Source organism: Stenotrophomonas sp. AR029 (assembly GCF_047520695.2).
GTDB classification, from domain to species: Bacteria; Pseudomonadota; Gammaproteobacteria; order Xanthomonadales; family Xanthomonadaceae; genus Stenotrophomonas; species Stenotrophomonas sepilia.
In genome coordinates, this window is the sequence record NZ_JAXBQQ020000011.1 from 1 (window position 1) to 12728 (window position 12728).

The following is a 12728-nucleotide window of genomic DNA, read 5'->3' on the forward strand; positions in this document are numbered from 1 at the left end:
GGCGGGGTGGGTCGGGTCGGGGGGGGGGGCCGCGGCATGGATGCCGCGGCCAAGCCACCAAGGATGGGTTTACGGCGTCCCCCGCAACCGGACCCACCCCGCCATCCCGCAGGAACCCAGCTTCTGCTTCGGCTGCTGCCGGCCAGCGGCCGGCACTACCGCGGGTGCCGGGTGCAACCCGGCCGATACCCTCCCGGTGCTACGCTGTGGCCACCGACAACCACGGAGGCGGGATGGGGGCGATCGTGTTGTTGCCGCTGTGCGTGGACGATGCCGCGCTCGACCGCTGCCTGGCCGCACTGGATGCCGGCACCGCGCCGGGCACCGCGGTCTGGCTGGCCGATGACGCGCAGGCAGGGCCGCGTGCGCAGGCCGTGGTCGAGCACTGGTTGGCGCATACGCCGCTGCAGGCCGAGTACACCCGGCGCGCGCGCCCACTGGGCGAGGTTGCCCATCTGGACGAGATGCTGCGCGCCTGCGATGGCCTGGACGTGGCCGTGCTGGCGCCGGACAGCGTGCCGTCGCCCGGTTGGTTGCAGCAGTTGCAGGATGCCTTCGCCCGCGATGCCGCCATTGCCACCGCGACCCCCTGGTGCAATGCCGGCGAGACCGCGGCGTGGCCACGGCTGGGCGAGATCAATCCCGAACCCCATGACCCGGCCTTGCTGGCGCATACCTGCGCCACGTTGCCGACGCTTCACCCGGAGCTGCCATCGGCGGTCACCCACGCGGTGCTGGTACGTGGCAACGCTCGCCGCCGTGCCGGTGGCCTGGACGTGGACAGCTATGCCGGCTGGAATGCCGCGCTGGTCGACCTGAGCCTGCGCATGGCGGGCCTGGGGTGGCGCAACGTGTTGTGCGAGACCGCGTTCGTCGGCCGGGCAGGAGAGGCGGTCAGCCGCGATGGCGATCTGGAGGCCCTGGCCGCGCGCTGGCCGGCCTGGGTGCCGCGGCTGGCCGATTTCCTGATGCACGATCCACTGCACGGTCTGCGTGCCGACCTGCAGCAGCGCATGCGGCAGGCGATAATGCCGAAGGAACAGGGCGACCTGTTCGTCCCGCCCGCGCCGGAGCCTCCCGTTTGAATGCAGCCATTGCCGCCATCGTCGTCACCTACCAGAGTGGCAGCACCATCGATGCCTGCCTGTCGCGCCTGCGCCAGGCGCAGGACATCGCCGAGATCCGGGTGATCGACAATGGTTCGCTGGATGGCACGTTGGACATCGTGCAGCGGCACGCCAGCCATGACCCGCGCGTGCGCTTCGTCGGCAATCCGGACAATCCCGGCTTTGCCGCCGCCAACAACCAGGGCGTGACTGACTCGCACAGCCCCTGGCTGGCCTTCATCAACCCGGACCTGATGATTGAGCCGGACACCCTGACCGAACTGCGCAGCCGTGGTGAGGTGCTGGGCGATTGCCTGCTGGGCGTGGAGCAGGTGGACGAGCACGGCCACGCCGATGAAGCGGTGCGCCGTCGCGATCCGGATTTCCTGCTGATGCTGCGCTCGCCGGGCAAGGGTTCGAAGCTGGCGGTTCCGCGCGATCCGCACCAGGCCGTGCAGCCGGTGCCGGCGTTGTCCGGTGCGCTGCTGATGATGCCGCGTACCCTGTTCGAGCGCATCGGTGGCTGGGATGCGGGTTACCGCCTGCATGCCGAAGACCTGGATCTGTGCCGTCGCGCACGCGAGGCCGGCGCGGTGGTGGCGATCGCCAACGACCTGCAGGTTACCCATGTGCGCGGCGTCTCCAGCCGTTCGCGGCCATTCTTCGTGGAATGGCACAAGCACAGGGGGCTGTGGCGTTACTTCCAGAAGTTCGAGGCCAGGCAGCGCTCGCTGCCGGTACGCGTTGCGGTGTGGGCCGCGATCTGGGCGCATGCGGCGATGCTGGTGCCGCGCCTGCTGCGCAGGTCGTTGTAGCGCCGCAGGAGCATCCACGCATGGCGTGGATCTACCAATGCTGTTCCCCGTGAGCCGAGCGTGGCCGGAGGCACCCCGGTTCACCCTGCCGGGCGCATAATCCGCCCTATGCCTATCATCCAGTCCCTGCTCGACACCGACCTGTACAAGTTCACCATGATGCAGGCGGTGCTGCACCAGCACCCCGGCGCCCAGGTGCAGTACCGGTTCAAGTGCCGTACGCCCGGCATCGACCTGGCCCGCTACATCGACCAGATCGACGAAGAAATCGACCACCTGTGCAGCCTGCGCTTCAGTGACGCGGAGCTGGACTACATGCGTGGCCTGCGCTTCGTGAAGCCGGATTTCGCCGATTTCCTCGGCCTGTTCCACCTCGACCGCAAGTACATCCAACTGCGTGCGTCGACGGCCGTGCCCGGCGAGATCGAACTGGACATCACCGGCCCGTGGCTGCACACCATCCTGTTTGAAGTGCCGCTGCTGGCGATCATCAACGAAGTCTGGTTCCGCAACACCACCACGGCCGACTTCGCCGAAGGCGAGCGCCGCCTGCAGGCCAAGGCCGCGCTGCTGCGCGATACCCCCGGCTTCGAACAATGCCGCATCGCCGACTATGGCAGCCGTCGCCGCTACTCGCGTGACTGGCATGCCCGGCTGCTGCCGCTGCTGCGCGACGCGCTCGGCCCGCAGCTGGTCGGCACCAGCAACGTCCACTTCGCGCGCCTGTACGGCATGACCCCGCACGGCACCATGGCCCACGAGTACCTGCAGGCGTTCCAGGCGCTCGGCCCGCGCCTGCGTGATTCGCAGGTGGCGGCACTGGAATCCTGGGCGCGCGAGTACCGCGGCGACCTCGGCATCGCGTTGTCCGATGTGGTCGGCCTGGACGCGTTCCTGCGCGACTTCGACATGTATTTCTGCAAGCTGTTCGACGGTGTGCGCCATGACTCAGGCGATCCGTTCGACTGGGGTGACCGCATGCTGGCGCACTTCCAGCAGCGCCGGGTCGATCCGCGCAGCAAGGTGCTGGTGTTCAGCGATGGGCTCGACATCGCCAAGGTCATGCGCCTGTACGACTACTTCCGCGGTCGCTGCCAGGTCGCGTTCGGTGTCGGCACCCACCTGACCAATGACCTGGGCCCGACACCGCTCAACATCGTCATCAAGATGGTCCGCTGCAACGGCCAGCCGGTGGCCAAGCTCAGCGATTCGCCGGGCAAGAGCATGTGCGACGACCCGGGCTACCTGGCCTACCTGCGCCAGGTCTTCGAGCTGCCGCCGGCGTAAATACGTCGGCTTACAGGTAGTCGACCACCACCAGGTAGGCGCCCTGCAGCGGCTGCTGCTTCGAAGCCTGCACGCTGTAACGCTCGGAGAAGGCGATATCGCCGGCGCGCATCGCGCTGGCCGACACCGACAGCTTCTGGCCCTGGCGCTTGCCATCGCGCAGCGTCGCGGCCTGGCCATCGGCCAGTGCCGTCACTTCCACCGTCGAGCCCTTGGCCGACGGCGGGCAGGCCGCCAGGCTCAGCTCACCCTGGGACAGGTTCGTCGTGCAGCCCGGCTCGGCGATGCGGCCGCTGAAACGGATGCTGCCGCTGCTGGCCTGGGCCAGCGCACTGACGGACATCAGGGCCACACACAGCAGAATGGAATTCCTCATGACACGTTCTCTGGTTCGGTGTGTCCTAGTTAGCGACAGGTTCGATCCGCCTTTAATAGGACAAATCCGAATCTGCTAGGGCCATCACCAAGAAAGAGTGATGCGCATCAAATAAGGCGATTTCCGGCTGAAAAAGGCCTGTTTCCGCGCCTGCCGAACGCGCCTCTCAACGCGTCATCCACGGTCGGCCGCGACCTGGCGGCCCCGTCGTCAAATCTTTCACGCCTCCCAGGCGCAGATTCCGCCTATCACGTCACATTCAGAGCGTCAATGAATTGGCGTTCAGAAAAATAATGAGACTTTCATCACATTTGTGCATATACTTGCGTCACGGATTCAGGGGAAGGTATGTCCGAGTCCGGCCACAGGTGAGACGCAAGGATGGGTCTTGTTAGCCCGGCAGTGCTCCTTGCTTCCTCCTCTACTTCTCATCTCTTCAGTAGGGTTAGGTAAAAGCGAATGCACAAGATCAACCTCATTGCCGCTCTGATGCTGGCCGCCGCTCCGCTGGCCGCCAACGCCGCCGACGGCACCATCACCTTCAATGGCAAGGTGACCGACAAGACCTGCACCATCTCGACCCCGGGCGGCAAGGACTTCGCCGTGACCCTGCCGACCGTGTCGAAGAACACCCTGGCTACCGCCGGTGCCGTTGCGGGCCGTACCCCGTTCGCCATCAACCTGACCAAGTGCAGCGCCGGCAACGTCGCCACCTACTTCGAGCCGGGTTCGACCGTCGACTTCAACAGCGGCCGCCTGGTCAACCAGGCCTCGGCCAACGCTGCCACCAACGTGCAGCTGCAGCTGCTGGGCTCGAACAACCAGTTCCTCCCGATCAAGGCGGCTGGCGCTGGCCTGGCCCAGACCAACTCGCAGTGGGTCACCGTCGGCACCGACGGCTCGGCCGACCTGAACTACTACGCTGAGTACTACGCCACTGCCGCCGCCACCCCGGGCGACGTCACCAGCAGCGTCAAGTACACGATCATCTACAACTGATCGTAGCCGTACCCGCATTGGCCGGCGTACGCGCCGGCCAGTGCTCCGCGGCCCTTGGCCACACCCCTCGAGCGTAGTACTTCCGATGAAAGCACTCTTTCCCCGGGCGCTGCTGCTGGCAGCGTTCACGCTGCCCCTCTGCCAGAACGCACTGGCCGGCGTGGTGGTCAATGGCACGCGGGTGATCTACCCGGCACAGGCACGCGAAGTCACCGTGCAGGTCGACAACGTGGGCGACTCGCCCGCACTGGTCCAGGCCTGGATCGACAGTGGCGACGCCAACCAGACCGCCGATACCAGCGATGCTCCGTTCGTGCTGACGCCGCCGATCGCGCGCGTCGAGCCGGGCCGCAGCCAGGCGCTGCGCCTGATCTTCTCCGGCGCGCAGCTGCCGACCGATCGCGAGACGGTGTTCTGGCTCAATGTGCTGGACGTACCGCCGTCGCCGGACAACGCCGACAGTGGTGACCAGAATTACCTGCAGGTTGCGTTCCGTTCGCGCCTGAAGCTTTTCTACCGGCCGCAGGGCCTGAAGGGCGTCGCCAACGACGCACCGGCAGCGCTGCGCTGGACCCGCAATGGCGACCGCCTGCGGGTGGAAAACCCGAGCCCCTTCCACGTCACTCTGGCCGAAGTGCATGCCGTGACCGGCAGCGGCGAAAAGGCCGTCGAGGACAAGGGCGCGATGGTCGCGCCGAAGCAGAGCCTGGAGTTCGCCGCGCCGGCGGGCACCAACCAGGTGCGCTTCATCACCATCAACGATTACGGCGGCCGGGTCGAGCACACCGTCCGCCTCGACAGCACCGGGAGCTGAACGCGCCGCGCCGGCCAAGGGCCTGCGCATCCCGCCACCGCCGCCGTGCGGCGAATTGAAGGAATGTCAGTGTGATCGGAAACAGATTGACATTGTCGATCCATCAGGCGCTTTGCCTGCTGGTTGTTGGCGCGGCCTGCCCAGGATGGGCGCTGGCTGCACCGGCCAATCTCGGCGAACAGGCGCTGATGGCGCAGAGTGGTGCGGCCAACGCGCGTGCACCGGAATCGGCCCAGTTCAATTCGAGCTTCCTGTCCGGCCAGGCCAAGCAGGTCGACCTGGCTGCCTTCAGCAACGGCAACCCGATGGTGGCCGGCAGTTACCGTGTCGATGTCTACGTCAACGGTGCCTGGCAGGGCCGTCGTGACCTGCAGTTCAAGGCCGATGCACAGGGCCGTGTCGACGCCTGCCTGCCGCTGCCGATGCTGGAAGAAATGGGCGTGGACAGCGAGGCCGTGCTGCTGCAGCAGGACCCGACGCTGCCGACCGACACGACCAGCTGCGTGCCGGTGCAGCAGCGCATGGCCAACGCCTATGGTGTCTACGACAGCGGCAACCTGCGCTACGACCTCAGCATCCCGCAGGTGTTCCTGCGCCGTGAGGCACGCGGCTACGTCAACCCGGCGCTGTGGGACCGCGGCATCAATGCCGGTTTCGTCGGCTACAGCTTCAATGCCATCGACAGCAACAGCCGTGTCGAAGGTGGCCAGCGCAACCGCAGTGCCTATCTCGGCCTCAATGCCGGCCTGAACCTGGGTGGCTGGCAGTTCCGCCACGACTCCAACCTGACCTGGTCCGAGGGTGACGGCCGCCATTGGCAGAGCATCGCCACCTACGCACAGCGCGGCATCCCGCAGGTGCGCGGCATGCTCACCATTGGTGAGGCCTACACCACCGGCGAGCTGTTCGACTCGATCGGCTACCGCGGTGCCAGCCTGGCCAGCGACGATCGCATGCTGCCCGATTCGCTGCGCGGTTACGCGCCGGTGGTGCGCGGCATCGCCGAGACCAACGCACGCATCGAAGTGCGCCAGAACCAGCAGCTGATCTACTCCTCCACCGTTTCGCCGGGCAACTTCGTCATCGATGACCTGTACCCGACCGGCTACGGCGGCGACCTGGAAGTGAGCGTGATCGAGGCCGATGGCCGCCGCCGCGAATTCAAGGTGCCGTTCGGCTCGGTGCCGCAGATGCTGCGCGAAGGCGTGTCGCGTTACTCGCTGACCGCCGGCCAGGTGCGCAACAAGCTGCTGGCCGACGAACCCTGGCTGGTGCAGGGCACCTACCAGCGCGGCATCGGCAACCAGCTGACCCTGTACGGCGGCAGCGCGCTGAGCGATGGCTACCTGTCGCTGCTGTACGGTGTCGGCCTGTCCACGCGGGTCGGTGCCTTCGCGGCAGACGTCACCCATGCACGCACCTCGTTCGACCACTACGGCAGCCACACCGGCGCCAGCGTGCGCTTGAGCTACAGCAACATGATCGGTGAGACCGGCACCAACCTGACCCTGGCCGCCTACCGTTACTCGACCGAAGGTTTCTACAGCCTGCAGGACGCGCTGTATGGCGGTGACTCGGACAAGCGCGGCATCGATCCGACCACCCGTGGTCGCCAGCGCAGCCAGTTCCAGGTGACCTTGAACCAGCCGCTGGGCCGTCGTGGCGGTGCGCTGTACGTGACCGGTTCGGTGCGTGACTTCTATGACCGCTCCGGCACCTCCAAGCAGTACCAGGTGGGCTACAACAACGCCTGGCGTTCGGTGAACTACGGCTTCTCGGCGCTGCGCACCGAAGAAGGCGTGCTCGGCCGTTCCGACACCCAGTACCTGCTGTCGATGAGCGTGCCGCTGGGCCGTGGTACCCACCCGGTGTCGTTCAGTGCCGATCTGGGCGTGCGCGACCGCGGTGGCTACGACAACAGCCGCGTCGGCATCACCGGTTCGGCCGGCGTCGACAACAACTTCAGCTACGGCGTGGCCCTGTCCGATTCCCGCGAGGGTGGCACCACGGCGGTCGGCAATGCCGAATACCGCAGCCGCTACTCCGCGTTGAATGCCACCTACAGCCACTCGCGTGATTTCCGCCAGGCCTCCGTCGGTGCCAACGGCAGCGTGGTGGTGCATCCGGGCGGCTTCACTTTCACCCCGCAGCGTGGCGACACCATGGTGCTGGTCGAGGCACCGGGCGCGCGCGATGCGATCGTCAGCAACGCCCCGGGCCTGCGCGTCGATGGCCGCGGCTACGCCGTGGTGCCGTACGTGTCGCCGTACCGCCTCAACACCGTCACCCTCGATCCGCAGGGCATGGCCCACGACGTCGAGCTGGAAAGCACCAGCCAGTCGATCGCACCGTTCGCCGGTGCCATCAGCTACCTGCGCTTCGATACCCGCAAGGGCAACGCGTTGCTGATCCAGGTACGCAACCCGGATGGCCGCAGCATGCCGTTCGGTGCACAGGTCAAGGATGAGCAGGGCCAGCCGGTCGGCATGGTCAGCCAGGGCGGCCGCCTGTACGTGCGCAGTGAAAAGAACCAGGGCCGCCTGCTGGTGGAGTGGGGCGCCGGTGCCGACCAGCGCTGCACCATCGATTACCAGGTTCCGGCGGGCGCCGATGCGTCCAAGACCGGCTTCATTCCGCTGGAGGCAGCATGCCGATGATTTCTTCCCGTGGCCGCAAGGCGCTGACGGCCCTTGTACTGCTGGGTGGCGCACTGCTGGCACAGCAGGCCAGCGCGTCGTGCCGCATCCAGTCCAGCTGGTTCACCGCGCAGGACGTGACCATGGACATGGGCCAGATCGTGATCCTGCCCAGCACGCCGGTCGGTGGCGTGATCAAGGAGATCAGCGAACCGATCAACCAGCAGAACAGCGTGGCACGCTGCGACTGGTCCGGTGGCCGTTCCATCGGCGAGTACGTCAACGCCGCGCAGAAGCGTCCGGTGGCCGGCTTCTCGAACGTCTATGAAACCGATGTGGCGGGCGTGGGCATCCGCCTGTACCGCGACTCCGGCGCGATCCAGACCTACTATCCGCACACCATCAACTTCGCCAGCAACAGCACCATCTCGCTGGTCGGAGGCACGTTCCGCATCCAGCTGATCAAGACTGCGGCACAGACAGGCTCGGGCGTGATCGCGCCGAACGGCCGCTTCACCACGTACTACTTCGACGGTGATGGCGCCGGCCGACCGGTGCTGACCTCCACCTTCAAGGGCTCGGGCACCACCGTGGTCAGCCCGACCTGCGAAGTGCAGGCCGGCAGCCGCAACATCGCCGTCGACTTCGGCAGCGTGCCCAACACCACCTTCACCGGTGTCGGTTCGCGCGCGGTCGATCGTGATTTCGAGATCCGCCTGAACTGCCAGGGCAGCAATGTTGCCGCCTACCAGAGCAAGATCGGCATCCGCCTCGATGCCGACCAGGACAGCTCGAACATGCCGGGTGTGCTGAAGCTCAGCGCAGCCAGCAACAGCGCCACCCGCATCGGCATCCAGATGGTCCAGCGCGTTGGCACCACCGAGCGCGAAGTGCGCTTCGGCCAGACCATCAACGTCGGCACCACCGCGCCGGGGACCAGCGTCATGGCGCTGCCGCTGCGCGCGCGCTATGTGCAGACCCAGGCCGGTACGGTGGGTGCGGGTGTCGCGAACGGCCAGGCCACCTTCACCATCCAGTACGAGTAAGGCCGCCCGGGCGGCTGTCCCTGCTGCGTTCCGCCGCAACGTCGCCCGTCCCACGGGCGGCGTTGACTGCGTCTTGATCTTCCAACGATGAAGATCAGTGCCACGACGCACGTACCATCAATCTAATGTGATGGACGTCGCGAATTTGGAGTTTCCTCATGAGGTGACCGTCTCCTGCCTGCGGGCATTGGGCGGGAACGCCGAAAGGATCCAGACGTGGCTACAGCTACTGGCATTCTCCAGTACGGTCCTTCCGGAGCACCCCGGTGAAGGTCCTGTCGGTGTTCGGCACCCGACCGGAAGCGATCAAGATGGGGCCGCTGGTGCGCGCCCTGGCCGAGGCTGCGGACATCGAATCGGTGGTCTGCATCACCGGCCAGCACCGGGCGATGCTCGACCAGGTGATGTCGCTGTTCGAGATCACCGCCGACCATGACCTGGATGTCATGGTGCCCAACCAGACCCTCAATGGCCTGTGCTCCAGGCTGTTCGAGCGGCTTGACGCGCTCTACACGCAGGTCCGCCCGGATCGCGTGCTGGTGCACGGCGATACCACCACGGCGATGACCGCCGCCCTGGCCGCGTTCCACCACCGCATTCCGATCGGCCATGTCGAGGCCGGCCTGCGCACCGGCGACATCAACCGGCCATGGCCGGAGGAGATGAACCGGCGGGTGATCGACGTGGTCGGTCATCAGCTGTATGCACCCACTCCCGGCTCGCGCGCCAACCTGGCCCGTGAGCATCTGGGCGGTCAGATCCTGGTCACCGGCAACACCGTCATCGATGCCCTGCAGCAGACCGTGCAGCGCCTGGATGCCGACCCGGCACTGCGTGCCCAGGCTGACGAACCCTTCCACATGCTCGCCCCCGGGCGCCGCCTGCTGCTGGTCACCGGCCATCGCCGCGAGAGCTTCGGCCAGGGCTTCGAGGACATCTGCCGTGCGCTGGCCGAACTGGCCCAGCGGCCGGACCTGCAGGTGCTGTACCCGGTGCACCTCAATCCGAACGTGCAGGCACCGGTCAACGCACACCTGGGCAACCTCGACAACGTGCACCTGGTGCCGCCGCAGGACTACCTGCGCTTCGTGCGCCTGATGCAGCGCGCCGACGTCATCCTCACCGACTCCGGTGGCGTGCAGGAAGAAGCGCCGGCATTGGCCAAGCCGGTGCTGGTGATGCGCGACGTCACCGAGCGCCCGGAGGCGGTCGAGGCCGGTGTGGTGACGCTGGTCGGGACCACGCCCTCGCGCATCGTCGAGGGGGTCAATGCGGCCTTGGCACAGCCACCGCAGCCGACCCGTTTCGACCCCGATGGCAGTCCCTATGGCGATGGCCGCGCCAGCGCCCGCATCGTCGCCGCCCTGCGTGGCGCTCCTCTTCCCGAGTTCTCGCCCGGTCTCCGCAGCGGCGGTGCCGCCCACCACCCTCTCCATGAAGTGACGCCATGAGCCAGACCGGCCGCTGTCCCCTGTTTGTTTCCGCCGCCGCGTTCGTCCTGTCGTGCGCGGTTGGCAGTGCCCACGCCGCCGACAGCGTCGCCGGCCAGTTCGCAGAATGGAGCGGCGACAGCACGGTGAGCCGGCAGATGACCCTGCGCGAACTCGGCTTCCGCCAGCCGCTGGTACTCAGTGGGCAGGAGAGCCAGCGCGAGGTCTACCTGCCGGTGCCGGCCGGCGTTGCCACCCGCGATGCGCAGCTGCAGCTCGATGGGCGCTATGTGCGTGGCCACGCCGGGCGCACTTCAGGCCTGTGGTCGGTGGATGGCGATCCGGTCGCCGCGCGTTCGATCACCGATGCCCAGGGCGATGCCAGCCAGCTGCTGGCCATCGATGGCGAACCCCGCCAGAACGGCTTCGTGCGGGTCGGTGTCGGCTGGTGGTCGATCGTGTCCGACTATCAATGTGCCGACCAGAGCGCGCCGGCCAATGTGCTGCGGTTGTCGCCGGATTCGCGCTTCAGCTACCGCTTCGATGGGCGTGCCGTGGATACCGTCGCCAAGGCCTGGGGCGCGCTGCCACCGCGGGTGCGCCTGCTGGTGGAGGGCAAGGCGCTGCAGGCGCCAACCTATGATGCCGCCTGGCGCATTGGTACCGCGTTGCAGGCCGGCGGCAAGCAGGTGCAGGTGGTGGCGCTGCCCAAGGTCGGCGACAGCGTCGACCTGGCCGGCATCAGCGTCCCGGCCAGCCTGCAGGGCGTGCCGGCCTATGCAGCGCTGGCTACGGGCGAACGCGTGCACGCGATCAAGGATCTGGCCGAAGTGGGGGCGCTGCTGTCGTTGCGTGACAGCGGGCCGCTTGCCGCCGATGTGATGATCGGCAGCGAGGCATTGCGCGCCGGCGTACGCGCGGCGCTGGATGCGCTGGCCGCACAGGTCGGCGCGGCGGGCACCGATGCGGGCGCAGCGTTTGCTGCGTGGCGCGGTACTGACATGAGCGGCCTGGAGAAGCCCGCCGCCAACGCTTCGGTCAGCGTGGTGGCCGTTGCGGGCCGTCCGACGCTGGTGGTCGACCCGGCGGCAGCGGGCAAGGTGGCCGGACTGTTCGCCGAACAGTGGCGCAGCTATGCGCTGGGCCGCAGCCTGCAGGTCAGCGCAGCAGGAACGCCCAAACTGGACGGTGACCAGGTACTGCTGAGCCGGCTCGGAAACATCGCCGGAACCATGGATGTGGTGACCCGCGCCGACCGCAGCGCCAGCTTCGATCTGGGCACGCTGTCGGCCGATGGCCGCCTGCCCGAGCAAGTGGTGATCGATGTCTCGGCGGCCCCCAATGCGGCGGGTCAGGGCGCGGTGGCCACGATCTACCTCAACGACTACCTGCTGGGCGGCAAGGTGCTGTCGGCCAACGGCCAACCGCAACGGCTGGTGGCCAAGGTACCGGCCTACGCGCTGTCGGCGCGCAACGAGATCCGTGTCAGCTTCCTGCGCCAACCGGCACGCCCCTACTGCCACGATCCGGCGACCGGCTATCCAGTCTCGATCCTGCCCAGCAGCCACCTGACCCTGGCCAGGCGCTCGCTGGGCAGTGATTTCGTCGGTGCCAGCAGCCAGCTGTCACGCGGCAACCAGGTGTTCGTGCCCGGCGCCTGGCTGCAGGATGCACCGGCCTCGCTGGGCAAGGTCATCGCGGTGGCCAGTGCAGTGGGCGCCTCGCCGGAGGCGTCGGAACTGAAGGTGGTCGATGCCGGTGCCGCGGTCAGCCCGGGCGCGCCATGGCTGGCCTTCGGCGTTGCACCGGGCGGTGTCGATGTGGCCGGCCAGAAGGACGGCCACCTGCGGGTCGGTGGCACGTCGCAACCGCTGCTGGATGTCAGCGGCCTGGATCACGCCGCGGTGGTGCAGGTGGGATCGTCCGGCGGCCAGTTGGGCGTTCTCTACAGCGACCTCGGTGCACAGGCACCGTCGTTCAGCGCACCGTTCCGGTTGCTGCGCGGCGATCTTGCCGTGCTTGACGGCACTGACGTCGTGCGCGAGTTCGACCGCCAGGATCCCTATGGCACGCGCCTCGCGCACGATGGCAATCCGCAATCGAAGTGGGAACGGCACATGGTCTGGTTGCTGCTGCTGGTCGGCGTGATCGTATTCGCGCTGCTGGCCGCCCGCGTCACTCAGGTGCGCCGCCGCAAGTCCGCCAACGCAGGACATTGA

The 12728-nt window shown here is 67.3% G+C and carries 10 protein-coding genes; 9 read left to right on the forward strand and 1 reads right to left on the reverse strand.

What is annotated here, in order from left to right; all coding sequences use genetic code 11:
- The first annotated feature begins 233 nt into the window (after positions 1–233).
- The 3 genes from ACM0PB_RS19710 (at position 234) to pncB (ending at position 3208) form a co-directional block, all read left to right on the forward strand.
- Complete coding sequence (locus tag ACM0PB_RS19710) at positions 234–1085, forward strand: glycosyltransferase family 2 protein (RefSeq protein ID WP_065196237.1); 852 nt, start codon at positions 234–236, stop codon at positions 1083–1085.
- Entirely contained in the window at positions 1082–1921 is an 840-nt protein-coding gene (locus tag ACM0PB_RS19715; RefSeq protein ID WP_053498088.1) for a glycosyltransferase family 2 protein, read from the forward strand. Before ACM0PB_RS19710 ends, ACM0PB_RS19715 begins: the two co-directional genes overlap by 4 nt.
- Positions 1922–2029: 108 nt before the next feature.
- Positions 2030–3208: a nicotinate phosphoribosyltransferase gene (gene pncB / locus ACM0PB_RS19720; RefSeq protein ID WP_005415236.1), complete on the forward strand. Its 1179-nt coding sequence runs from the start codon at positions 2030–2032 to the stop codon at positions 3206–3208.
- Positions 3209–3218: 10 nt separating this feature from the next.
- Here the strand turns inward: pncB and ACM0PB_RS19725 are convergent, their stop codons facing one another.
- Positions 3219–3584: a fimbrial protein gene (locus ACM0PB_RS19725; protein WP_049414538.1), complete on the reverse strand. Its 366-nt coding sequence runs from the start codon at positions 3582–3584 to the stop codon at positions 3219–3221.
- Between the two features lie 459 nt (positions 3585–4043).
- Between ACM0PB_RS19725 and ACM0PB_RS19730 the strand changes: the two genes are divergently transcribed.
- From ACM0PB_RS19730 to ACM0PB_RS19755, 6 genes are all read left to right on the forward strand, one after another.
- Entirely contained in the window at positions 4044–4583 is a 540-nt protein-coding gene (locus ACM0PB_RS19730) for a fimbrial protein (protein ID WP_005415238.1), read from the forward strand.
- 85 nt (positions 4584–4668) lie between these two features.
- On the forward strand, positions 4669–5397 hold the full coding sequence (locus tag ACM0PB_RS19735; RefSeq protein WP_065179815.1) for a fimbrial biogenesis chaperone: 729 nt from the start codon (positions 4669–4671) through the stop codon (positions 5395–5397).
- A gap of 92 nt (positions 5398–5489) precedes the next feature.
- A complete protein-coding gene (locus ACM0PB_RS19740; protein WP_329889120.1) occupies positions 5490–8054 on the forward strand; it encodes a fimbria/pilus outer membrane usher protein in 2565 nt (854 codons plus the stop codon).
- Positions 8045–9079 carry a fimbrial protein gene (locus ACM0PB_RS19745; RefSeq protein WP_053498090.1) on the forward strand — a complete coding sequence of 345 codons (1035 nt, stop codon included), beginning with the start codon at positions 8045–8047 and terminating at the stop codon, positions 9077–9079. Before ACM0PB_RS19740 ends, ACM0PB_RS19745 begins: the two co-directional genes overlap by 10 nt.
- 266 nt (positions 9080–9345) lie before the next feature.
- The gene (gene wecB / locus ACM0PB_RS19750) at positions 9346–10530 is read left to right on the forward strand and encodes a non-hydrolyzing UDP-N-acetylglucosamine 2-epimerase (RefSeq protein ID WP_329889121.1); all 1185 of its coding nucleotides are present in this window, start codon (positions 9346–9348) and stop codon (positions 10528–10530) included.
- Positions 10527–12728 (forward strand): hypothetical protein, encoded by a 2202-nt coding sequence (locus tag ACM0PB_RS19755; protein WP_414604878.1) that lies wholly within the window; start codon positions 10527–10529, stop codon positions 12726–12728. The genes wecB and ACM0PB_RS19755 overlap by 4 nt, the downstream gene beginning before the upstream one ends.

What these genes read in the sequence shown, in the direction of transcription:
- ACM0PB_RS19710 (WP_065196237.1), top strand. Translation starts at nt 234, where the DNA reads ATGGGGGCGATCGTGTTGTTGCCGCTGTGCGTGGACGATGCCGCGCTC.
- pncB (WP_005415236.1), top strand. Translation starts at nt 2,030, where the DNA reads ATGCCTATCATCCAGTCCCTGCTCGACACCGACCTGTACAAGTTCACC.
- ACM0PB_RS19725 (WP_049414538.1), bottom strand. Translation starts at nt 3,584, where the DNA reads ATGAGGAATTCCATTCTGCTGTGTGTGGCCCTGATGTCCGTCAGTGCG.
- ACM0PB_RS19730 (WP_005415238.1), top strand. Translation starts at nt 4,044, where the DNA reads ATGCACAAGATCAACCTCATTGCCGCTCTGATGCTGGCCGCCGCTCCG.
- ACM0PB_RS19735 (WP_065179815.1), top strand. Translation starts at nt 4,669, where the DNA reads ATGAAAGCACTCTTTCCCCGGGCGCTGCTGCTGGCAGCGTTCACGCTG.
- ACM0PB_RS19745 (WP_053498090.1), top strand. Translation starts at nt 8,045, where the DNA reads ATGCCGATGATTTCTTCCCGTGGCCGCAAGGCGCTGACGGCCCTTGTA.
- ACM0PB_RS19755 (WP_414604878.1), top strand. Translation starts at nt 10,527, where the DNA reads ATGAGCCAGACCGGCCGCTGTCCCCTGTTTGTTTCCGCCGCCGCGTTC.